This window comes from Kocuria sp. CPCC 205258 (assembly GCF_040981005.1).
Classification (GTDB): Bacteria; Actinomycetota; Actinomycetes; order Actinomycetales; family Micrococcaceae; genus Kocuria; species Kocuria rosea.
Window position 1 is genome coordinate 194,894 of the sequence record NZ_JAVKPS010000005.1, and the last position, 21,695, is coordinate 216,588.

Here is a 21,695-nt window from a genome sequence, read left to right on the forward strand (position 1 = left end):
CGGCCCGATACGGTGGGACGATGCACTCCCCTCCCGGTCCCCTCGTGGACTCCCGGCGGCTCGTCGCCGCCTCCGGGCCCGCCGTCTTCCGCCGCGGCCAGGAGTACTTCCGCACCGGACGCGTGCGCGCCGTGCGCTGGTCCCCGGGCGCCGAGGGGGCCGGCAGCCTCTCCGCCGAGGTCGAAGGCTCCGGGTCGGTGTACTCGGTCACCGTGCGGGTCGGGGCCGGCGGCGCACCGGGACCGGCCTGGTGCAGCTGCCCGGCCGGCGGGTTCTGCAAGCACGCCGTGGCCACCGTGCTGCGCCACAACTTCGAGACCGCGGTCCGGGCCCACCAGCAGGGCGGGACCGCGGCGCCGTCGTCCCCGGCCGGCGCCGCGGCCCCCGAGGGCGCCGCCCCCCGGGCGGGCACCGCGTCCGCGCGACGCGGCGGGGCCCCCGACTGGAAGGACGCCCTGACCGAGATCCTGGGCGGGCCGGACCCCGCGGATCCGCCCGCCGAGGAGCCCGAGGGAGTGGCCCTGGAGTTCGACCTGCGCCGGGAGCCGTACCGCTACGTGCACGGCACGGGCCGGGCGGGCTCGCCGTGGCACCTCTACGTCCGCCCGGTGCGCCGGGGCCGGCGGGGCGGGTGGATCAAGGGCGGGCTGGACTGGGAGAGCGTCACCGCCGACGCCGGCCGGTGGTCGCTGAGCCCCGCGCAGGTCGACTGGTTCGACGAGCTCCGGGCGCTGAGCGCCACCCGCTCCCCCTACGCGGTGCACGACCGGCACTGGATCCGGCTCGACTCCTACGCCTCCCCCCTCCTGTGGGGCATCCTCGCCCGGGCGGAGACCGCCGGGATCACCCTGGTCGGCCGGGAGCACGGGCTGCCCGTGACGGTCGAGGAGCCCGGACGCTTCCACGTGGACGTGCTGCGCGGGCCCGGGAAGGACCTCGAGCTGCGGCCCACGGTGGACAGCGGCGGCCGCCGGATCGCCCTGGGCACCGCCCGGATCATAGGGGACCCCGGGCACGGGCTGTTCGCCCCGGACGGGGACCCGCAGGACGTCGCCGACACCGAGGACCTCAACGTCTTCCCGCTGCGCCTCGTGCCCCTGGCCACCCGGCTCACCCGCGAGCAGCGGCGGTTCCTGGACACGGCGGGCGGTCTGCGGATCCCCGAGGACGAGGTCGAGGAGTTCTTCGACCGCTACTTCCCGCGCCTGCACCGCAGCATGGACGTGGACACCGGGGACGGGTCCATCGAGCTGCCGCAGGTCGCGGACCCCGAGCTGGTGCTCACCCTGGAGCACCAGGAGCTCACGATCCGCGCCCGCTGGGAGTGGGAGTACCAGAAGGGCCGCGACCGGATCCTGCTGCCCTTCCGCCCCGAGGACCCGCTCGCCGACGAGCCCGTCCACCGCGAGTCGTCCTGGGAGACGGCGGTCACCGCCGCCGTCCGGCACCGGGCGCCGGGGGTGGACTTCCGCCGCTCGAGCTACGTGGCGCAGGACGCGCTGGTGCTCGTGCGGGAGTGGCTGCCCGCCCTCGAGAAGGTCCCGGACCTGCGGATCGAGCACACCGGCGGGCGCATGGCCTACCAGCAGATCGCCGACCCGCCCACCATCACCGTCAGCACCGCCGCCACCGAGCGCCGCGACTGGTTCGACCTCGGGGTCACGGTCAAGGTGGGCGAGTTCTACATCTCCTTCGCCGACGTCTTCCGCGCCCTCGACCTCGGCCAGGACGTGATGCTGGCCCCGGACGGGTCCTGGTTCTCCCTGGACCGCCCCGAGTTCGACCGGCTGCGCGAGCTGATCGCCGAGGCCCGCTCGCTGCAGGAGACCCCCGAGGGACCGCTGCGCATCCACCGGCACCAGGCCGGGCTGTGGCAGGACTTCGAGGACGTCGCGACGGACACCGACCAGGCCGAGGCCTGGCGGGAGGGGGTGCGCTCCCTGCTCGAGCTCGAGACCCTCGAGGCGCCCCCCGTGCCCGCGACCCTGCACGCCGAGCTGCGGCCGTACCAGCGCGACGGCTACTCGTGGCTGAGCGTGCTGTGGGACCACGGCCTGGGCGGGATCCTCGCCGACGACATGGGTCTGGGCAAGACCGTGCAGGCCATCGCCCTGATCTGCCGCGCCGTCGAGCGCGACCCGGACCTCCCCCCGTTCCTGGTGGTCGCCCCGACCTCCGTGGTGCCCAACTGGACGGCGGAGATCCGCCGCTTCGCCCCGTCCCTGCCGGTCGTGGGCGTGACCGACACCCAGGCCAAGGCCGGCACCGATCTCGTGGACGCCGCCGCCGGCGCCCGTGTGGTGGTGACCTCCTACACCCTGCTGCGCCTGGACGAGGCCGCCTACCGGGGGATGGCCTGGGCGGGGGTGCTCCTCGACGAGGCACAGTTCGTGAAGAACCCCCGGACCAAGGCGCACCGGGCCGCGAAGGACCTGGACGCCCCGTTCAAGCTGGCGATCACGGGCACCCCCCTCGAGAACAGCCTCGTGGAGCTGTGGGCGCTGCTGTCCCTGACGGCGCCCGGCCTGTTCCCGTCCCGGCGGAAGTTCACGGAGACCTACCAGCGCCCCATCGAGCGCGGGGAGGACGCCGCCGCCCTCGCCCGGCTGCGCCGCCGCGTCAAGCCCCTCATGCTGCGCCGCACCAAGGAGTCCGTGGACCTGGAGCTGCCCCCCAAGCTCGAGCAGACCATCGAGGTGGAGCTCTCCCCCGCGCACCGCCGCATCTACGACACGCGCCTGCAGCGCGAGCGGCAGAAGGTCCTGGGCCTGCTGCGCGACCTCGACCGCAACCGGTTCACGATCTTCCAGTCCCTGACCACCCTGCGCCTGCTCAGCCTCGACGCGTCCCTCGTGGACCCCACGGCGGACGTCTCCTCGAGCAAGCTCGACCTGCTCTTCGAGCACCTGCCCGAGATCGTGGCGGAGGGCCACCGGCCCCTGGTGTTCAGCCAGTTCACGAGCTTCCTCAAGAAGGCTGCGGCCCGCCTGGACGAGCTGCGGATCCCCTACGCCTACCTCGACGGCTCCACGACGGACCGGGCCAGGGTGCTCGAGCGGTTCACGTCCGGGCAGGTCCCCGTGTTCCTGGTCAGCCTCAAGGCCGGCGGCTTCGGGCTCAACCTCACCCAGGCGGACTACTGCTTCCTCCTGGACCCGTGGTGGAACCCCGCCACCGAGGAGCAGGCCGTGGACCGGACCCACCGGATCGGTCAGCAGAAGAAGGTCATGGTCTACCGGCTCGTGGCCCGGGACACGATCGAGGAGAAGGTCATGGAGCTCAAGGAGCGCAAGGCCAGGCTGTTCACCGCCGTGCTGGACGACGACAGGATGTTCTCCAGCGCCCTCACCGCCGAGGACATCCGGGGCCTGCTCACGCCGTGACCTGCGGGTTCGTCCACCGGCCGTTGCTGGACGCGTCATCAGGGGGTCACATTCCCCCGCACGCGCGGCGACCGGGGAGCAGGCACTAGCATCGGAAGTGCGTGGTGTCGTGCGGCGGCGTGGTGTCGTACGGCGGCGCGGCCCCCTCGGCCCGGGCGCCTTCCCCGAGCCGATCCGACCATCTGACCATCCGACCGGAGGATCCTCCATGCCTCATGCCGTGGCGGGTCTCGCAGCCTTCGTGCAGCGCTATGGCTCCCTGATCCACGCGATGGCCGACCGCGGGATGACCCGCGGCCAGGTGCGGATGCGCTTCCAGCTGCTGTTCCCCGAGGAGTCGACCGCCCTGCTGGACGCGGCGATCGCCCACCTGGGCGAGCGCTTCCCGCGGGACGCCTCCGCCCCGGACCTCAACGACGGCGCGGTCGGCGCCGGCGTGTGGCTGGTCATGGCCCAGCACCTCGGCCTGGCCCCGGCCCCCGACTACGCGGCGCTGAACCTGAGCACTGCCCTGGTCCGCGACGTCACGGGGCTGCTCGCGGCGTCCGACGCCGACGGCTCGCTCACCCGGCGGACCCTGGGGCTGATCGGGGCCGCCCAGCAGCACTGCGCCAAGAAGGCCTCCTGCCCCCCGCTCAGCGCGCACAGCTACGAGATCGCACGGCTGGGCCTGTGCACGGAGTCCGACTTCCTGTGCGTGCTCGCCCACCACTGGCCCGTTCCCGAGCGCACCGTCTCCCAGCGCCTGGGCGGCGGGCGGTGGGACGTGGCGCTCGAGCGGATCGGGCTGCAGGCCGGCGCGGAGCCCGCCCTCGAGCACGTCTTCACGGAGGAGGAGTACGCGACCGCCGTGACGGCGTTCCTCTCCCACTGCCGCAGCACCGGCCACCACCCGACCACCGCCCGCTACGGCCGGTGGGTCGTCGAGCAGGAGGCGGGCAGCACCCGCCGCCCCTACTTCGACGGCGTCCGCCGCTTCTTCGGCTCCTGGGAGGAGGCCATGCGCTTCGCCTCCGCCCGCCAGCCGGCCGGGGAGCCCGCGGGGGACGGCTTCGCCGACACGAGGACCTGGTCCGACCTGGCCACCCCGGAGGCCCAGGAGATGCTGGGCCGCGCCGGCATCGGCGTGGTCCTGCCGGACGCGGCGGCCCCGGTGGCCGGCGAGGACGTGTGGGAGGACCTGCGCCGGCTCATCGCCACGGTGCTCGCCCGGCTGCCCTGGAACGACTTCCTCGTCGTGGAGTACGAGCGCGACGACGACCGGTCGGAGGCGCCCGTCGCGTGGGCCGGGGTCGGCCCGCACGGCGTGGAGTGCGCCGTGCTCTCGGGCGGCCAGCTCGCGCACGCGGCCTGGCCCGTGGACGCCACCTTCTTCCACGAGGACGAGTGGAACGAGCCCACGGGCTGGGACCAGCCGTGGACCACGGCCCCGCTTGACTTCCCGGAGGCGGCGCAGAAGCTCGTCGAGGGCCTGCGCTTCGGCTGGGGCTGCGCCGACCCGTACCGCTTCCACTGGGGCGTGGGCTCCTTCCCCGCGGAGACCCGCGACGAGGCCTCGGTCATCGCTCCCGAGCGCCGGCAGTGGCGCACCCCGGCGGCGCCGGACACCGTCGACTCCTGACCCCGCCCGCCGACTCATATGCCGGAGGCGGAGAATCATGCAGGATCGATATTTATCCTCCGGAGAGCGGCGTCCTAGGCTGGCACGGTCCGCCGTCCCGGCCCCGGGTCGCGCCGTCCGGTCCTGGCGCCGCCGTCCGGTCCTGCGGCCGGACGCCGTCACCCGACCCAGCCCCCAGGAGCACCCCATGAGCCGCCACGTGCCGAGCACCACCCGGCAGGCCGGCCGCCCGGCCCGCGGCCTCCGGCGGGACTGGTCGGCGTCGGCGACCCTCGCGGGCTTCGTGGCCGTCGTCGTCTCCTACTCGGGGCCCGTGCTCGTGGTCCTCGAGGCGGCCCGGGCGGGCGGGCTCAGCCCGGAGCTCACCTCCTCCTGGCTGTGGGCCGTCTCGGTCGGCTCCGGCGTCACGTGCGCCCTCATGAGCCTGTGGACGCGCCAGCCCGTCATGGTGGCGTGGTCCATCCCGGGGGCGGCGCTGCTCATCACCTCGCTCGGCAGCTACTCCTTCTCCGACGCCGTGGGCGCCTACGTGGTCACGGGCGTCCTGGGCCTGGTCCTGGGCGTGACGGGGCTGATCGGCCGGATCCTGGCCGCCGTCCCGAAGCCCATCACCGCCGCCGTCCTGGCCGGCGTGCTCTTCCCCTTCGCCATCAAGGTGGCGGCGGCCGTCGTCGAGAACCCGTGGGTGGCGGGCGCCCTCGTCCTCGGCTACCTCCTGGGCCGGCGGTTCTTCCCCCGCTACGCCGTCTTCGCCGCGCTGGGCCTGGGCGTGCTGACGGCTCTCGTCCGCGGCCGGATCGAGCCCGTGGCCCTGGACCTGTCCCTCACCCAGCCGGTGCTGACCGTGCCCACGTTCTCGTGGGAGGCGATCGCCGGGATCAGCATCCCGCTGCTGATCGTGACCGCGGCCGGGCAGAACGCCCCGGGCCTGGCCATGATGCACACGGCTGGCTACGCCGCCCGGGACCGCCTGCTGCTCGGCGCCTCGGGCGTCGCGTCGGTCGCCTTCGCGCCCTTCGGCAGCCACGCCCTGAACCTCGCGGCCGTCACCGCGGGCATCGCGACCAGCCCCGAGTCCCACCCGGACCTCGGCCGCCGCTACGTGGCCGGCATCTCGTGCGGGGTCTTCTACGTCCTCTTCGGCCTGTTCGCGGACACCCTCGTCGCCGCGTTCGCGGCGATCCCCCCGGGGATGATCACGGCCCTCGCGGGGGTGGCCCTGCTGGGCGCCCTGCAGGGGTCCTTCTTCGACAGCATGCACCCCGGCCGGCACCAGCCGGCCGTCATCGAGGCGGCGCTCATCACCCTGGTGGTCACGGTCTCCGGCATCGCCCCCTACGGCATCGTCTCCCCGTTCTGGGGCATGCTCGCGGGCATCGGGTCGTACGCGATCCTGCGCCGCCCCGCGGCGCCCGCCGCCCGCTGAGCACTCCCGCGCGGCTTCGGCGCACCGAATCCCGGGGCCGGCGCCCCGGGTCTACACTCGTCGGGAAGCGAAGGGGAGTAGTTCCCGGGTGCCGTGCACCCGTCGGTCTGTCGCCATCCCGGTCTCGACGAGGAGTCCCGGCAGCCCACCCGTGCCCGCGGGCGAACGAGACCTTCCGGACGACACCGCACCCCGGTCGGACCCCGCGCGCCCCGTGCCGCCCCGGGCCGCGCCGGGCCCGAGGAAGGCCGCATGACACCCGCACCCGACGCCCACGCCCCCACGCCCCGGGGAGACCCCGCCCGCCCGGCCCGGCCCGAGCGCGGACAGATCCGCCGCTGGCGCAAGTACCTCGCGGAGGAGCGCGCCGAGGCGCGGATCTACAGCCTCCTCGCCGCCCGCAGCACCGGCCGGGAGCAGGAGATCCTGCACCAGGTCGCCGAGGCCGAGCAGCGCCACGCCGAGCACTGGGTCCGGCTGCTCGGCCCCCACGCGGAGGCCGAGGCCCGGCCGTCCCTGTACTCCCGGCTGCTGATCTTCCTCGCCACGCACTTCGGCTCCGTCTTCGTCCTGGCCCTGATCCAGCGCGCCGAGAGCCGCTCCCCCTACGACCGGGAGGAGGACGCGTCCGAAGCCATGGCGGCCGACGAGGCGGTGCACGAGGAGATCATCCGCGCCCTCGCCACCGAGGGCCGGCACAAGCTCTCCGGCAACTTCCGGGCGGCGGTCTTCGGCGCCAACGACGGCCTCGTGTCCAACCTCGCGCTGGTCATGGGCGTGGGCGCCACCGGCACCTCCCCCGGGATGGTGCTCTTCGCGGGCGTCGCCGGTCTGCTCGCGGGGGCGCTGTCCATGGGGGCCGGGGAGTTCGTGTCCGTGCGCTCGCAGCGCGAGCTGCTCGACGCCTCCCAGCCGACCCAGGTGACGCTGCACGTGGCGCCGAACCTGGACCTGGACGCCAACGAGCTCGTGCTGATCTACCGGGCGAGGGGCATGAGCGAGGAGGCCGCCGAGCACCGTGCGGCGGAGCGGCTGGGCTTCTTCGAGTGCGACTGCGACCCCTCCCGGTCGTTCCGCGACACCGTCGAGGACGAGCCGGCGCCGCACTCCACCGTGGCCCTCGGCACCGACCTGGGGGCCGCGGCGTCGAGCTTCTGCTTCTTCGCGTCCGGCGCGATCATCCCGATTCTGCCGTACCTGGCGGGCCTCACCGGGGTCCCCGCGATGCTCGTGGCCCTCGTCCTCGTGGGGCTCGCCCTGCTGGTGACGGGCGGCCTGGTCGGGCTGCTCTCCGGGGCCTCCCCCTGGAAGCGCGGGCTGCGCCAGCTGGCCATCGGCTACGGCGCCGCCCTGGCCACCTATCTCCTCGGCCTGCTGTTCAACACGAGCGTCGCCTGACCGGTCGTCACGAAGGCAAACCGAGGCTGTCCTCACTTGAGGGGACATCCCGGGCGGCCGGCGGATCCCCGGGGTCCGGGACCGTGCGTGAAACCGCTGGTGGGAGCGGATTCCCTGCCGATTCCGCCGCCCCCGAGCCCCGCCGACCGGCCCACGTTCCGGGGGCGGCCGGCGGCTCAGGGCCCGCCCCGCGAATTCGCGGGGGGAAACCGGGTGCGGACGCGGCACCGCGTCGGATAAGGTGGCGATCGTGGTGAGAACCACAGCAATGGGGGAAATTGCACGGATCGGACCGATTCGGACGCACTGGGGGGTGCACCGTCTGCGGCATCCGTGTTCTGAAAGCCGCTCAGCCCACGGCTCTCCTCTGTTGAGGCGTTCAACGCCTGCCGATGGCCGCGGGTCCTCCATGGGAGGCGCATCTCTCCCCGCGCCGGGCGGACTCCTACCGCCCGTTCCCGCGGCCATCGGTCTACACCGCACCTCCTCCGCCCCGGTCGTCCCGCTGCGCACGCCGTCCTGGCGCCCTGCCCGCTGGGGCTAGGATCGTAGGGCCGCGCCCGCCGTCGTCGAGACCGGACCGCGCGGCGCACCCGTCATCAGCGCCGAGGAGCCCGCCCATGCCCGCCCAGGGGACCGTCGAACACGTCCTGACCGTCCACTGCCCCGAGGCCCACGGGCTCGTGAGCGCCATCACGTCCAACCTGACGCAGCAGGGCTGCGACATCTTCGACGTGAAGCACTTCTCGGACCGTTTCACCGACGAGTTCTTCATCCGCTGCCACACCGTCAGCGAGGCCGGCACCGCCACCGTGGAGTCCCTGACCGAGGGCTTCGCCCCGGTCGCGGAGCAGCACGACATGCGGTTCCGGCTGGTCCCCGTGCAGCGCCGGACCCGGGTGCTCGTCATGGTGTCCCGCTTCTCGCACTGCCTCACGGACCTGCTGCACCGCACCAGGATCGGCGAGCTGCCCATCGAGATCGTGGCCGTGGTCTCCAACCACCTCGACCACAAGAGCCTCGTGGAGTGGCACGAGGTTCCCTTCCACCACATCCCCGTCACGGCAGCGACCAAACCGCAGGCCGAGGGCCGGCTGCTCGAGCTCGTGGACCGCTACGACGTCGAGCTGGTCGTGCTGGCCCGCTACATGCAGGTGCTCTCCGACGAGCTGACGCGGGAGCTGTCGGGGAAGTGCATCAACATCCACCACTCCTTCCTGCCCTCGTTCAAGGGCGCCAAGCCCTACCACCAGGCCTACGCCCGGGGCGTGAAGATGGTGGGGGCCACCGCCCACTACGTGACGGCGGACCTCGACGAGGGCCCGATCATCGCCCAGCGCGTCATGCCCGTGGACCACGCCCACACCCCGGCGGACCTCGTGGCGGTGGGCCGCGACGCCGAGATGCAGGCGCTGTCCCGCGCCGTGAAGTGGCACGCCGAGGGCCGCGTGGTGCTCTCCGGCAACCGCACCATCGTCCTGGTCTGACCCGGCCCCGGGGCGGCCGGGCGCGCTCACGCGCGGGCGGGCCGGCGGACCGGCGGCGCCGCGCCGTCGGACGTCCCGAGAGGCTCCACCCGGACCGGGGCGCCAGTCTCGAGCGAGCGCTGCGCGGCGTCGGCCACCCGGGAGGCGGCCACGGCGTCGCGGGCCGTGCAGGGGCTGGGGATCTCCCCGCGCACCACGCGCACGAAGGCCGCCATCTCGCGGCGGTAGGCCTCGGCGAAGCGCTCGTGGAACGTGGTGTGCGGGGGCCCGGCCGGGAACCCGACCCCGGGCTCGGCCGAGCGCATCGCCATGTGCTCGTCCATCCCCACGGCCACCGAGCCCTTCGAGCCCTGCAGCTCGAGCCGCACGTCGTGGCCCGCGCCGTTGTAGCGGGTCGCGGCCACGGTGGCCACCGTGCCGTCGTCGAGGGTGAGCACGGCCAGCGCGGTGTCGACGTCGCCCACCTCGCCGATCCGGGGGTCCCCGCGGTTGGACCCGCGGGCGTACACCTCGACGACCTCGCGGCCGGTGATCCAGCGGAGGACGTCGACGTCGTGCACGGAGCAGTCCCGGAACAGCCCGCCCGAGGTCGCGAGGAACTCGACCGGCGGCGGGGTCATGTCACCGGTCATCGCGCGCACGGTGTGCAGCCAGCCCAGCTCGCCCGCGGCGTACAGCTCCCGGGCCCGGACGTAGCCGGGGTCGAAGCGGCGCTGGTGACCGATCTGGACCACGCCCTGCACGCGCTCGATCTCGTCGAGCAGGGGCAGCGCCTCCGCCACGGACAGCGCCACCGGCTTCTCGCAGAAGACCGGCAGCCCCGCGGCAAGGCCCGTCCGGATCAGCCCCGGGTGCGTGGCCGTGCCGGTCGCCACGACGAGGCCGTCCACCCCGTCCTCGAGCAGCGACTCGACCGTGGGCAGCGGCACCGCCCCCGTCCGGCCGGCCACGGCGGCCGCCTGCTCGGGCACGGCGTCCACGATGCTCAGCCGCACGGCCGGCTCACCGCCGGGATCGCGCAGGGCGGCGAGGTGGGCGGCGTGCATGGCGCCGATGCGGCCGGCGCCGATCAGTCCGATCCGGACGGTCATGGCGGGGAGTCCTTTCGACAGGGAGGGAGGGGTGCTGTGGGACCGGCCCCGCGCCCGGAGTCCTCCGGGGGCGCGGGGCCGGGGTCCGGTCAGGCGCGGGGGCGGGCCTGGGACTCGGCCATGTCGGCCTTCACCTGCTGCATCTGGGTGGTGTGCCCGCCGAGCTGCTCGAGCTCGTGGGTGAGCTCCTCCAGCTCCGCACCACCGGCCATCTGGGCGGTGAGGTCCCCGAGCAGGATGTCCTTCTTCTCGTAGTAGCCGATGGACCGCCCGCGCTTGAGCAGCAGGAACCGGTCCCCCACGGGGTAGGCGTGGTGCGGGTTGTGGGTGATGAACACCACGCCCAGGCCGCGTTCCTTGGCCTGCAGGATGTAGCGCAGCACCACCCCGGACTGCTTCACGCCCAGGGCCGCGGTGGGCTCGTCAAGGATGAGGACCTTCGCCCCGAAGTGCACCGCCCGGGCGATGGCCACGCACTGGCGCTCGCCCCCGGACAGCGTGCCGATGGGCTGGTCCACGTCGCGCAGGTCGATGCCCATGTCGGCGAGCTCCTGCTTGGTGATCTCCTTCATCCTCGCCACGTCCAGGCGCTTGAACGGCCCGAACCCGGTGGTGAGCTCGGAGCCCAGGAAGAAGTTGCGCCACACCGGCATCAGCGGGACCACGGCCAGGTCCTGGTACACGGTGGCGATCCCGGCGTCGAGGGCCTGCCGGGGCGAGGTGAAGGTGGTCTCCTCCCCGCCGACCCGCAGGGTCCCGTCGGTGTGCTGGTGCAGTCCGGCGATGATCTTGATCAGGGTGGACTTGCCGGCCCCGTTGTCACCGAGCACGCAGGTGACCTTCCCGGCGTCGACGGTCATGGTGACCTCGCGCAGGGCGATGATGTTGCCGTAGCGCTTGCCGACGTCCGCGAGCTCCACCAGGGGCGCGGCGGTGACGGTGGTGTCGGGGGTGGTGCCCGTGGGCGTGTTCTGCGTCGACACGGTGGTCACCTACTTCCTCTCGACGCGCTTGCGCACGTACATGTTCACGATGGTGGCCAGCAGCAGCATCAGGCCCAGGAAGAACTTGAACCAGTCGGGGTTCCACTCGGCGTAGACGATGCCGCGGGAGGCGATGCCGAAGATCAGCGCGCCCAGGGCGCCGCCGATGGCCGAGCCGAAGCCGCCGGTGAGCAGGCACCCGCCGATCACGGCGCCGATGATGTACAGGAACTCGTTGCCCACGCCCTCCCCGGACTGCACGGAGTCGAAGGCGAAGAGGTTGTGCATGCCCAGCAGCCAGCCGCACAGGCCCACCCCCATGAACAGCCCGATCTTGGTCTTCGCCACCGGCACGCCCACGGCGCGGGCGGCGTTCTCGTCCCCGCCCACGGCGAAGATCCAGTTGCCGATCCTCGTCTTGAGCAGGATGAACGTGGCGACCGCCACCAGGGCGATCCAGTAGAACACCGTGATCCGCACGTTCACCCCGGCGATGGTCACCGAGGAGGCGAAGATCGCCTTGGCGGAGTCGAAGCCGTCCATGGTGCTGATCGAGGGCGAGGAGACCGAGCCGCCGATCAGCCGGGTCAGGGCCAGGTTGAGCCCGGTGAGCATGAGGAACGTCGACAGGGTCACGATGAAGGAGGGCAGCTTGGTGCGCATCAGCAGCCAGCCGTTGATCAGCCCGATCCCCAGCGAGGTCAGCAGGGCGATGCCCACCCCGACCCAGACGTTGACGGCGAAGAACCAGCTGAACATCGAGGCGGCCAGCGCGGAGGTGATCACGGCCACCCCGGTGGAGAGGTCGAACTCCCCGCCGATCATCAGCAGGGACACCCCCACCACCATGATCCCGATGGTCGAGGCCCCGTACAGCACGGTGGAGATGGACTGGGCCTGGGTGATCGAGGGGGCGGCGACGGCGAAGAACAGCGCCACCACGATCGCCCCGACCAGCGCCCCGATCTCGGGGCGGGCCAGGAAGGTGCCCAGCAGGCCCTTGGTCTGGATGCGCTCGTCGGCCGGAGCCGCGGCGGTTGGCGTGGAGGGGGCTCCGGAGGAGCCGCGGTCCGGCGCCGGTGCGGCGGCCGGTGTACGGGTGGAGGTCATGGTCTTCTGCTCCTGGTTCCCGGGCCTGCTCAGCGGATGCCCTCGTTCGCGTACTCGAGGACGTCCTCGGCGTTCGACGAGTCCACGACGGCGGGACCCGTGAGCGTCGCCTGGCCGCCGCCGATCTTGAAGGCGCCCCGGTGGTTCTGCCACAGGGAGTCCACGGACAGGTAGCCCTGCAGCCACGGCTGCTGGTCGATGGTGAACAGCACGTCGCCGTCGACGACGGCCTGGGCGAGGTCGCCGTTCATGTCGAAGGACGCGACGGTCGCGTCGCTGCCGGCCGACTCCTTCGCCTCGAGCAGGGTCATCGTGTAGGGCGCGCCGAGCCCGATGATCGAGTCGGCCTCCGTCGAGGCCTGCAGCTTGGCCGTGGCGGTCGAGGACACCTGGGTCATGTCCGTGCCCTGCACGTAGAGGATCTCCGTCTCCGGCAGCGCCTCCTTGACGCCGGCGCACCGGGCCTCGAGGCCCACGTGGCCCTGCTCCTGGATCACGCAGATCGGGTGCTGCAGGCCCTCCTCCTTGAGCCGCTCCCCCGCCGTCTGCCCGGCCAGCTGCTCGTCGGACCCGAAGTGCGCGAACGCGCCGAGGTCCTCGAACTCGTTCTCGCCGGCGTTGAGGGTCACCACCGGGATGCCGGCCTCCTCGGCCTGGGCCAGCACGTCCCGCAGGGCGTCGGGCTTGGCCAGGGTCACGGCGATCCCGTCGACGCCCTGGTCGATGTACTGCTGCACGAGCTGGGCCTGGCGCCCGCCCTCGGGATCGGAGGCGTAGAGGAACTCCACGTTGTCCTTCGCCGAGGCCTCCTCGGCGCCCGCGCGGATCCGGTCCCAGAACGTGTCGCCCGGGGCGGCGTGCGTGATCATGGCGATCTTGATCTGCTCGGTCTGGGCCGCCTGGCCGCCGCCGCCCTCGCCCGCGGCGGTGGTCTCCCGGCCGCCCTCGGACGAGCAGCCGGCGAGCGCCATGGCGGGGACCAGCAGGGCGGCGGCCGCCAGGAGACGCCGGGGTGCCCTGGGCCGCAGGTTCTCGGGGGAAGGACGTCGTGCAGTCATGGGATGTTCTCCTCGTGTCGATGCGGGGCCTCGCGCCTCCGGGCGCCGCCTCGGCCGTCCGCTTGGGGATCATCCTGGGTGACCCGGATCACAGATGTCAATAGAATGTATGGACATATTCACATCTCGCCCTTCACAATGGAGGAAGTCGGCGGTCCCGCCCGCTCGGTTCCACTCCTTGGAGGTCCACCATGTCCGGCCCACTCCGTCTCACGGTCGACAAGACCTCCCCCGTGCCCCTCTACCACCAGGTGGCGCAGGGGCTCGAGGACGCGATCCGCAGCGGTGAGCTGCCCCCGGGAACCAAGCTGGACAACGAGATCGACCTCGCCAACCGGCTCAACCTGTCCCGGCCCACCATGCGCAAGGCCATGGACCAGCTCGTGCGCGCCGGGCTGCTGGTGCGCAAGCGCGGTGTGGGCACCCAGGTGGTGGGCAGCCAGGTGCGCCGCTCGCTCGAGCTGACCAGCCTGCACGAGGACCTCCAGCGCAGCGGGGGCAGTCCCAGCACGGACGTGCTGGACTTCGCGCGGATCCCTGCCGACGACGAGGTGGCGCTGCTGCTGGGCATCGCGCCGGGCGACGAGGTCTACCACCTCGTGCGCCTGCGCGGCACGGACGGCGAGCCGCTGGCCCTCATGGAGAACTGGATCCCCTGCGCCCTGTGCGAGCTCACGCGCGAGCAGCTCGAGCAGGAAGGGCTGTACTCCCTGATGCGCGGCCAGGGCGTCAACTTCCAGCTGGCCCACCAGCGGGTGGGCGCCGTCTCGGCCGACGCGTTCCAGGCGGAGCAGCTGGGCGTCGAGCCCGGCGCCGCGCTGGTCAGCATGCACCGCACCGCCATGGACGACCTCGGCCGGCAGGTGGAGACCGGCCGGCACGTGTACCGGGCCGACAAGTACACCTTCGAGCTGACTCTCGTCCAGCGCTGAGCGCCGGACCACCGCCGCGGCCCGAGACCACCGCACGACGACGACACCGGAAGGCACACCGACCCATGCACACCGACAGTTCCCGCCCCGAATGGGTCCACCCCAAGGACTCCGCCGCCCAGGACGGCTGGTTCGTCTCCCTGGGCGGCCACGACTCCGCCGCCGAGGTCCCCGGCTGGGCCCACACGGGTCTGCGCGTGGCCGACCTCGGCCCGGGCGGACGGATCCGCTTGGACGCCGCCGAGGAGGAGCGCATCGTGGTGCCCCTGGCGGGGAGCTTCACCGCCGAGACGAATGGTGAGAGCTACGACCTCGCCGGCCGGCCGTCGGTCTTCGCCGGCCCCACCGACGTCCTCTACACCGGGATCCGCCGGGACCTGACCGTGTCCACCGCCACCGGCGGCCGGGTGGCCGTGGCCTCGGCGCCCGCCCGCGCGGAGCACCCGACACGGCTCGTGACCCGCGCGGAGATCCCGGTCGAGCTGCGCGGGGCCGGGAACTGCTCGCGCCAGGTGCACAACTTCGGCACCCCGGCGGCGCTGGAGGCCGACCGGTTCATCGTGTGCGAGGTGCTCACCCCGGCCGGCAACTGGTCCTCCTACCCGCCGCACAAGCACGACGAGGAGAAGGACGGGGAGACCGCGCTGGAGGAGATCTACTACTTCGAGACGCAGCTCGCCGAGGGCATGCCCGTGCCGGAGGGCGGCGGCACCGACCCGATGGGCTACCAGCGGGTCTACGCCTCGGACGACCGTCCCATCGACGTCAGCGCCGAGGTGCGCTCCGGCGACGTCGTCCTGGTGCCCTACGGCTGGCACGGGCCCGCCATGGCGACCCCCGGCTACGACCTGTACTACCTCAACGTCATGGCCGGGCCGGGCCGGGTGCGGGAGTGGCTGATCAGCGACGACCCCCACCACGGCTGGATCCGCCGGACCTGGGACGAGTCGGCGGTCGACCCCCGGCTGCCCTTCGGCCGCTGAGCACCCCCGGCACCGTCCGTGCGCGAAGGGCCCGTCCCCGAGGGGGCGGGCCCTTCCTGCACCGGCGAACGGATCAGCGCAGGGCGCCGACGGACGCGGCGGCGTCCTTCAGGACGCCGGCGGCGATCTCGAGGCCCTCGATCCGGCCCAGGGAGACGTCCTCGTGCTCGATGTTGACCGCCATGTCCGGGTCGACCTCGTGCAGCGCGGTGAGGAACTCGGCCCAGTAGGCGGTGTCGTGGCCGCGGCCCAGCGCCACGAAGTCCCACGCGGAGTCCTTCGGCCACTCGTTGGCCCACTCGTCGCCGCCGAGGTTGGTGCGGTCCTCCTCGGGCGCGAGGCGGCGGAAGCTGTTGTCCAGCACACCGTAGAGCGCGGCGTTCTCCTGGTTGATCCGCACGTCCTTCGCGGCCGCGTGGAGGATCAGCGGGCCGAGTTCGCGGACCACGGCGACCGGGTCCATCTGCTGCCAGAACAGGTGCGAGGCGTCGAGCTCGACGCCCACGTGCGTGGCGCCGGTCAGGTCGACGAGCTTGCGGACGTCGGCGGTGTTGAACACGACGTTCTGCGGGTGCAGCTCCAGGGCCACCTTGACGCCGTGGTCGGCGGCCATCCGGTCGATCTCCCGCCAGAAGTCGGCGACGAGGCCCCACTGGTAGTCCAGGACGTCCAGGGAGGCGGAGTTCCAGGCGTTGACGATCCAGTTGGGCACCGTGGCCCCCGGCTCCCCGCCGGGCAGCCCGGACATGGTCACCACCCGGGTCTGGCCCAGCCGCTCGGCCAGCCGGATGGAGCGGCGGATGTCCTCGGCGTGCTTCTCGCCGATCGCACGCTTGGGGTGCAGCGGATTGCCGTTGCAGTTGAGGCCGGCGATCGAGACGCCGGTGCCCTCGAAGACGGCCAGGTAGTCGTCGCGGGCGGCGTCGCTCTCCAGGATCTGGTCCATGTCCGGGACGTGGACGGCCGGGAGGAACCCGCCCGTGTTGATCTCGATACCGGTCAGGCCGAGGTCCGCGATGACCTTCAGCGCCTCGGGCAGGGACCGGTCGTGCAGGATCGCGTTGTAGACACCGAGCTTCACAGGACGACCTTCTTTCCGTGGTGGGTGGCCGACTCCACGGCCGCCTCCAGGATCTCCATGTTGTGCACGCCGTCCGCGAAGGAGGCGTTGCGGGGCAGTGAGACGGACTCCTCGAGACCAGCTACCTCCTCGAGGAAGGCGCGGGCCTGGTAGCCGAAGGCGTCGTTCTGGCCGAACCCGACGCCGGGGGCGTCCATGGCCAGTCCCTGCGACAGGTAGGCGTGGCCGGGGCCGAGGTTGACGGTGCGATAGCCGTTGGTGGCCTCGGGCCCGTCGGTGAGGAACAGCTCGATCTCGGCCGGGCGCAGCTGGTTGAACCGCGCGGCACCCTTCTCGCAGAACACCTCGAAGGTCAGGGTGTTGGGGTGCCCGGCCGCCACCCGGGAGACCTCCAGGCTGCCGGCGCCGGTGGCGAACTCGGCCGAGAACGCGGCGTAGTCGTCGTTCTCGACCGGCTCGTAGTCGTCGCTGACCTCCACGAGGTCATGGCCGGTCACCGCGCCCAGGGGCAGCGGCCGCTCAGAAATGGCCGTGGCCAGCCGGCCGCCGCTCACGGAGCGGACGTCACCGCAGAGGAACTCCGCGACGTAGGCCAGGTGGCTGCCGACGTCGGCCAGCGCCCCGGAACCGGGGCCGCCCTTGTAGCGCCAGCTCATGGGCGCCTTGGGGTTCACGCCGTAGTCGGTCCAGTACCGGCCGCTGAAGTGCAGGACCTTCCCCAGCGTCCCGCCCTGGATCAGCTCGCGGATCGCGGCGATGCCGGGGGTGCGCCGGAAGGTGAAGCCGATGCGGGCGACGGCGTCCGCCTGCTCGGCGGCCCGGGCCATGGCGCGGGCGTCCTCGAGGGTGTCGCTGAGCGGCTTCTCGCACAGCACGTGCTTGCCGGCCTCCAGCAGGCCCTCGACGGCCCGGCGGTGGAAGCGGTTGGCGATGACGACGCTGACCACGTCGATCTCCGGGTCCTCCGCGACCGCCTCCCAGGACCCCAGGGCCTTCTCGTAGCCGTAGCGGCGGGCCACGTGAGCCCCCAGCGTCTCGTTGACGTCGCCGATGGCGACGTAGCGCAGCGGGGGCAGGACGGGGTCGTAGAGCGTGGGGGCCACGCGGTAGGCGGCCGCGTGGGCCTGGCCGGCCATGCCGGCGCCGATGACGGCGATGCCGATGCTGTCGGTCATGCTTCTCTCCTGGACTGGGGACGGGACGAGGACGGTTCGGGAACGGGACGAACACGAAGGAAGAGCAGCCGTCGCTCCGGGCCCTGTGGCACCGGTCACGATTGGAGCGCTCCAACGAGCGTAGGATCTTCCGCGGACCGGGTCAAGAGATTTGTCAGGACAAATTCGGGAGAGCGATCGGGGACAATGCTGTGGTGAACACTCGACCGCCCACCATCTACGACGTCGCCCGGAGCGCGGGCGTCTCCAAGTCCTTGGTGTCCCTCGTCCTGCGCGGCTCCCCCAGCGTCTCGGAGGCCCGGCGGACCGCCGTCCTGGAGGCGGTGGAGCGGCTGGGCTACCGCCCCAGCCAGGCCGCCGCGGCGCTGGCCGGGGCGACGACGCGCACCATCGGGGTGGTCATCGACGACTGGCGGAACCTGTGGTTCGTGGAGCTGCTGCGCGGTCTGCAGGAGGGCCTGGCGCCGCACGGGCTGCGCATCGCGGTCGCCGACCACACGCTCAACGCGCACGTGGAGGCGCACCCGCTGGACGGCTTCCTGTCGATGCGCGTCGACGGGCTGGTGATCGCCACCGAGCCGACCGGGGCCATGCGCGTGCCCGAGGGGCTGCCCGTCGTGGTGGCCGGCCACCGGGAGGGCGTGGTGCCGGGTGCCGAGGTCGTCGCCAACGACGACCGGCTCGGCGCGCGCCTGGCGACGGAGCACCTGATCGGCCTCGGCCACCGCGGCATCGGCCACCTCACGGGCGGCGGCGGAGCGGCCCGGCTGCGGGCGGAGGGCTTCGCGGCGGCGATGGCCGCGGCCGGCCTCGAGCCCCGCACCGTCACCGGGCACGGTGCCACCACGGAGGAGGACGGCTACGCCGCCGCGGTGCGCCTGCTCGACGCCGCTCCGGAGACCACGGCGGTCTTCGCCGCCAACGACACCATGGCCATGGGGGCCCTCGCGGCGGCCGGTGAGCGCGGAATGCGCGTGCCGCAGGAGCTCTCGGTGGTCGGCTACGACGACTCCCCCATCGCCTCCACCCATCTCCTGCGGCTGACCACCGTCGACAGCCGCAACGCGGAGATCGGCGCGGTGGCCGCCGAGCGGCTGGTGGCCCGGATCGGCGGGCGCCCGGACACGGGGGCGGCGGTCCTGCTCGAGCCCGAGCTGGTCGTCCGCGGCTCCACGGCGGCAGCCCGCGCGACCGGGTGAGGGCGGGGCCCTGCGAGCGCCCCGCCGCCGCGCCGGGGAGACGCGTCAGGGCGCGGCGGGGCCGTCGCCCCGCCGCGCCCTGACGCCGGCCCCCGCTGCCGCTCAGGCGCGGGCGGCCACCGGTGCCGTGCTGTAGAGCTCCGGCCTGGGCTGCATCCGCACGGGCACGATCTCCCCGCTGGCCTGCGCCCGGACGCCGGCCTCGCAGCACGCGGCCGTGGCGTAGCCGTCCCATGCCGAGGGGCCACCGATCTGCCCGCGCGCGGCGGCGTCGACCCACGCCTGGATCTCGCGGTCGTATGCCTCGACGAAGCGCTCCTCGAAGCCCGGGGTGACGCTGCCGCCCCAGGTGCCGGCCGTGCGGACGTAGGGCTCGCTGTCGCCGCCGATGCCCACCACGCCCGTCTCGAAGGACGCCTGCGTGGCGACCTGGTAGCCGAACTGCGCGTTGACGTAGGCCTCGACCTGGGCGAGGATCCCGGACTCGGTCTCCATCAGCACCAGCTGCGGGTCCTTCTGGCCCTCCGGGGCGTTGCGGGTGGAGCGCCCGATCCGGACCTGGACCGAGGTGATCTCCTCCCCGGTGAAGAAGCGCACGGCGTCGAACTCGTGCACCACGGAGTCGTTGATGATCATCTCGTTGGTGAACCCGGGCGGGGTGGTCGGGTTGCGGTGCTGGTGGTGCAGGGTCAGCAGCTCCCCGTAGGTCCGCTCCTCGATCATCCGACGCAGGGCGAGATAGCCCGCGTCGAAGCGGCGCATGAAGCCGACCTGGATCAGCTGCCGGCCGGCGGCCACCTCGGCCTCGACCACGCGCCAGGAGGACTCCGCGTCCGGGGTCAGCGGCTTCTCGCACAGCGTGGGCAGCCCGTGCTCGATCGCGGACAGTAGCACCTGCTCGTGCAGGAACCCGGGGGTGGCGATGAGGGCGGCGTCGATGTCGTCCCGGTCGAGCACCTCCTGGAAGTCGGTGTGGGCGACCGCGCCGGGGATGTGGGCGATGGCGGCCTCGGCCCGGGCCCGGTCGATGTCGACGACGGCGGCGATCTCGGCGCCGTTGATCCGGCGGTGGATGCGCTCGATGTGGTCGGCGCCCATGCGGCCGGCTCCGACGACGGCTACGCGCAGCGGGGTGTTCATGGTGTTCTCCTTCCGCCGCCCCTGCGGGGCGGGATGTGCGGGGCGCTCCCGCCGGTCCGGGGACCGGCGGGAGCGGGGTGGCGTGCGGGTCAGTGGTCGGACGAGGACGGGAACGCGAAGGACGCCCCCGAGGCGTGGTGCGGCTCGGGCCACCGCTCGGTGACGGCCTTGCCGCGGGTGTAGAAGCGCACGCCGTCGGGCCCGTAGATGTGGTGGTCGCCGAACAGCGAGGCCTTCCAGCCGCCGAAGGAGTGCCAGGCGACGGGCACGGGGATCGGGACGTTGACGCCGATCATGCCCACGGTCACCTGCCGCTTGAACTGGCGGGCGTAGGCGCCGGAGGAGGTGAAGATCGCGGTGCCGTTGCCGTACGGGTTGGCGTTGATGACCTCGATGCCCTCGTCGAGGGTGTCCACGCGCAGCACCACGAGAACGGGCCCGAAGATCTCCTCCTCGTAGGCGGCCATGTCCTTCCGGACCCGGTCCAGGACGGTGGGGCCCACGAAGAAGCCGTCCTCGTGGTCGGCCACGATCAGGTCGCGGCCGTCCACGACGACGGCCGCGCCGTCCTGCTCGGCGGCGGTGACGATCCGGCGCACGCGGTCCCGGGACGCGGGGGTGATGACGGGGCCCATGTCGGAGGAGGCGTCCATGCCGTTGCCCACGGTGATGTCCTTGGCCCGGGCGGCCAGCTTGTCCACGAGCAGGTCCGCGGCCTCGCCGACGGCCACGGCCACGGACACGGCCATGCAGCGCTCCCCGGCGGAGCCGAAGGCGGCCGCCGTGAGGTTGTCGGCCGCGGAGTCCATGTCCGCGTCCGGCAGCACGATCGCGTGGTTCTTCGCCCCGCCGAGGGCCTGGACGCGCTTGCCGTGCTTGGTCGCGGTCTCGTGCACGTACTGGGCGATCGGGGTGGAGCCCACGAACGAGATGCCGTCCACGTCCGGGTGGGTCAGCAGCCCGTCCACGGCCTCCTTGCCGCCGTGCAGCACCTGGAACACCCCGTCCGGCAGTCCGGCCCGCTGCCACAGCTCGGCGATCAGCAGGGCCGGGGAGGGGTCCCGCTCGGAGGGCTTGAGGATGAAGGCGTTGCCGGTGGCGATCGCCACCGGGGCCATCCACAGCGGCACCATGACGGGGAAGTTGAACGGGGTGATGCCCGCGACCACGCCGAGGGGCTGGCGGAAGGAGTAGACGTCGATGCCGGTGGAGAACTGGTCGGAGTACTCCCCCTTGAGCTGCTCGGCGATCCCGCAGGCGAACTCGACGACCTCGAGGCCGCGGCCCACCTCGCCCTTGGCGTCGGAGAGCACCTTGCCGTGCTCGGCGGTGATCAGGGCGGCGAGGTCGTCGGTGTGGGCGGCCACGAGCTCACGGAACTTGAACAGCACGGCGGTGCGCTTGGCCAGGGACACGTCGCCCCACGAGTCGGCGGCCGCCCGCGCCGCGGCCACCGTGGTCTGCAGGTCCTCCTCGGTGGCCAGGTGCAGGATGCCGGACACCTGCCCGGTGGCGGGGTTGTAGATCTCCTGCGTGCGGTCACCGGTGCCGGGCGTGCGGGCCCCGGCGATGAAGTGCTCGACGTGCTGGATCTGCTGGTCGGTCCTGTCGATCTGCTGGGTCATGGG

16 protein-coding genes are annotated in these 21,695 nt (G+C 72.9%); 8 read left to right on the plus strand and 8 right to left on the minus strand.

The genetic code is table 11. The annotated features are described in order from the left end of the window. Positions 1–20 precede the first annotated feature (20 nt). The 5 genes from RF644_RS10955 to purU all read left to right on the plus strand — a co-directional run bounded on the left by RF644_RS10955 (position 21) and on the right by purU (position 9,315). A complete protein-coding gene (locus RF644_RS10955; protein ID WP_368796541.1) occupies positions 21–3,383 on the plus strand; it encodes an SNF2-related protein in 3,363 nt (1,120 codons plus the stop codon). Positions 3,384–3,591: 208 nt separating this feature from the next. Next, positions 3,592–5,004: a hypothetical protein gene (locus RF644_RS10960; protein WP_368796542.1), complete on the plus strand. Its 1,413-nt coding sequence runs from the start codon at positions 3,592–3,594 to the stop codon at positions 5,002–5,004. A 187-nt stretch (positions 5,005–5,191) separates the two neighbouring features. Next, complete coding sequence (locus tag RF644_RS10965) at positions 5,192–6,430, plus strand: benzoate/H(+) symporter BenE family transporter (protein WP_368796543.1); 1,239 nt, start codon at positions 5,192–5,194, stop codon at positions 6,428–6,430. Positions 6,431–6,682: 252 nt separating this feature from the next. Then, the gene (locus tag RF644_RS10970) at positions 6,683–7,828 is read left to right on the plus strand and encodes a VIT1/CCC1 family protein (RefSeq protein ID WP_368796544.1); all 1,146 of its coding nucleotides are present in this window, start codon (positions 6,683–6,685) and stop codon (positions 7,826–7,828) included. A 620-nt stretch (positions 7,829–8,448) separates the two neighbouring features. Further along, positions 8,449–9,315 (plus strand): formyltetrahydrofolate deformylase, encoded by an 867-nt coding sequence (gene purU / locus RF644_RS10975; protein WP_368796546.1) that lies wholly within the window; start codon positions 8,449–8,451, stop codon positions 9,313–9,315. A 26-nt stretch (positions 9,316–9,341) separates the two neighbouring features. On the opposite strand, the gene RF644_RS10980 is transcribed toward purU, so the two are convergent. From RF644_RS10980 to RF644_RS10995, 4 genes are all read right to left on the minus strand, one after another. Next, the gene (locus RF644_RS10980) at positions 9,342–10,406 is read right to left on the minus strand and encodes a Gfo/Idh/MocA family oxidoreductase (protein WP_368796547.1); all 1,065 of its coding nucleotides are present in this window, start codon (positions 10,404–10,406) and stop codon (positions 9,342–9,344) included. A gap of 89 nt (positions 10,407–10,495) precedes the next feature. Further along, complete coding sequence (locus tag RF644_RS10985) at positions 10,496–11,398, minus strand: ATP-binding cassette domain-containing protein (protein WP_368796548.1); 903 nt, start codon at positions 11,396–11,398, stop codon at positions 10,496–10,498. Beyond that, entirely contained in the window at positions 11,399–12,499 is a 1,101-nt protein-coding gene (locus RF644_RS10990) for an ABC transporter permease (protein WP_368796549.1), read from the minus strand. A 29-nt stretch (positions 12,500–12,528) separates the two neighbouring features. After that, positions 12,529–13,470, minus strand: coding sequence for a substrate-binding domain-containing protein (locus tag RF644_RS10995; protein WP_017832139.1), 942 nt, complete (start codon positions 13,468–13,470; stop codon positions 12,529–12,531). Between the two features lie 278 nt (positions 13,471–13,748). On the opposite strand from RF644_RS10995, the gene RF644_RS11000 reads away from it, so the two are divergent. Continuing rightward, positions 13,749–14,489 (plus strand): GntR family transcriptional regulator, encoded by a 741-nt coding sequence (locus RF644_RS11000; RefSeq protein ID WP_017832138.1) that lies wholly within the window; start codon positions 13,749–13,751, stop codon positions 14,487–14,489. Between the two features lie 65 nt (positions 14,490–14,554). After that, entirely contained in the window at positions 14,555–15,472 is a 918-nt protein-coding gene (iolB, locus tag RF644_RS11005; RefSeq protein WP_368796550.1) for a 5-deoxy-glucuronate isomerase, read from the plus strand. A gap of 73 nt (positions 15,473–15,545) precedes the next feature. On the opposite strand, the gene RF644_RS11010 is transcribed toward iolB, so the two are convergent. Both RF644_RS11010 and RF644_RS11015 read right to left on the minus strand, forming a co-directional pair. Then, positions 15,546–16,553: a sugar phosphate isomerase/epimerase family protein gene (locus RF644_RS11010; protein WP_368796551.1), complete on the minus strand. Its 1,008-nt coding sequence runs from the start codon at positions 16,551–16,553 to the stop codon at positions 15,546–15,548. Next, positions 16,550–17,728, minus strand: a complete 1,179-nt coding sequence (locus tag RF644_RS11015) for a Gfo/Idh/MocA family protein (protein ID WP_368796552.1) — start codon at positions 17,726–17,728, stop codon at positions 16,550–16,552. Before RF644_RS11015 ends, RF644_RS11010 begins: the two co-directional genes overlap by 4 nt. Positions 17,729–17,919: 191 nt before the next feature. Between RF644_RS11015 and RF644_RS11020 the strand changes: the two genes are divergently transcribed. Continuing rightward, positions 17,920–18,927, plus strand: a complete 1,008-nt coding sequence (locus tag RF644_RS11020) for a LacI family DNA-binding transcriptional regulator (protein WP_368796553.1) — start codon at positions 17,920–17,922, stop codon at positions 18,925–18,927. A gap of 102 nt (positions 18,928–19,029) precedes the next feature. On the opposite strand, the gene RF644_RS11025 is transcribed toward RF644_RS11020, so the two are convergent. Together RF644_RS11025 and RF644_RS11030 are read right to left on the minus strand one after the other, a co-directional pair. After that, positions 19,030–20,067, minus strand: a complete 1,038-nt coding sequence (locus RF644_RS11025; protein ID WP_368796555.1) for a Gfo/Idh/MocA family protein — start codon at positions 20,065–20,067, stop codon at positions 19,030–19,032. Positions 20,068–20,156: 89 nt separating this feature from the next. Then, positions 20,157–21,692: a CoA-acylating methylmalonate-semialdehyde dehydrogenase gene (locus tag RF644_RS11030; protein WP_368796556.1), complete on the minus strand. Its 1,536-nt coding sequence runs from the start codon at positions 21,690–21,692 to the stop codon at positions 20,157–20,159. Positions 21,693–21,695 lie beyond the last annotated feature (3 nt).

Bases quoted from the DNA above. Each gene is read 5' to 3' on its own strand.
- RF644_RS10955 (WP_368796541.1), top strand. From the start codon at position 21: ATGCACTCCCCTCCCGGTCCCCTCGTGGACTCCCGGCGGCTCGTCGCC.
- RF644_RS10960 (WP_368796542.1), top strand. From the start codon at position 3,592: ATGCCTCATGCCGTGGCGGGTCTCGCAGCCTTCGTGCAGCGCTATGGC.
- RF644_RS10965 (WP_368796543.1), top strand. From the start codon at position 5,192: ATGAGCCGCCACGTGCCGAGCACCACCCGGCAGGCCGGCCGCCCGGCC.
- RF644_RS10970 (WP_368796544.1), top strand. From the start codon at position 6,683: ATGACACCCGCACCCGACGCCCACGCCCCCACGCCCCGGGGAGACCCC.
- purU (WP_368796546.1), top strand. From the start codon at position 8,449: ATGCCCGCCCAGGGGACCGTCGAACACGTCCTGACCGTCCACTGCCCC.
- RF644_RS10980 (WP_368796547.1), bottom strand. From the start codon at position 10,406: ATGACCGTCCGGATCGGACTGATCGGCGCCGGCCGCATCGGCGCCATG.
- RF644_RS10990 (WP_368796549.1), bottom strand. From the start codon at position 12,499: ATGACCTCCACCCGTACACCGGCCGCCGCACCGGCGCCGGACCGCGGC.
- RF644_RS10995 (WP_017832139.1), bottom strand. From the start codon at position 13,470: ATGGCGCTCGCCGGCTGCTCGTCCGAGGGCGGCCGGGAGACCACCGCC.
- RF644_RS11000 (WP_017832138.1), top strand. From the start codon at position 13,749: ATGTCCGGCCCACTCCGTCTCACGGTCGACAAGACCTCCCCCGTGCCC.
- iolB (WP_368796550.1), top strand. From the start codon at position 14,555: ATGCACACCGACAGTTCCCGCCCCGAATGGGTCCACCCCAAGGACTCC.
- RF644_RS11015 (WP_368796552.1), bottom strand. From the start codon at position 17,728: ATGACCGACAGCATCGGCATCGCCGTCATCGGCGCCGGCATGGCCGGC.
- RF644_RS11025 (WP_368796555.1), bottom strand. From the start codon at position 20,067: ATGAACACCCCGCTGCGCGTAGCCGTCGTCGGAGCCGGCCGCATGGGC.
- RF644_RS11030 (WP_368796556.1), bottom strand. From the start codon at position 21,692: ATGACCCAGCAGATCGACAGGACCGACCAGCAGATCCAGCACGTCGAG.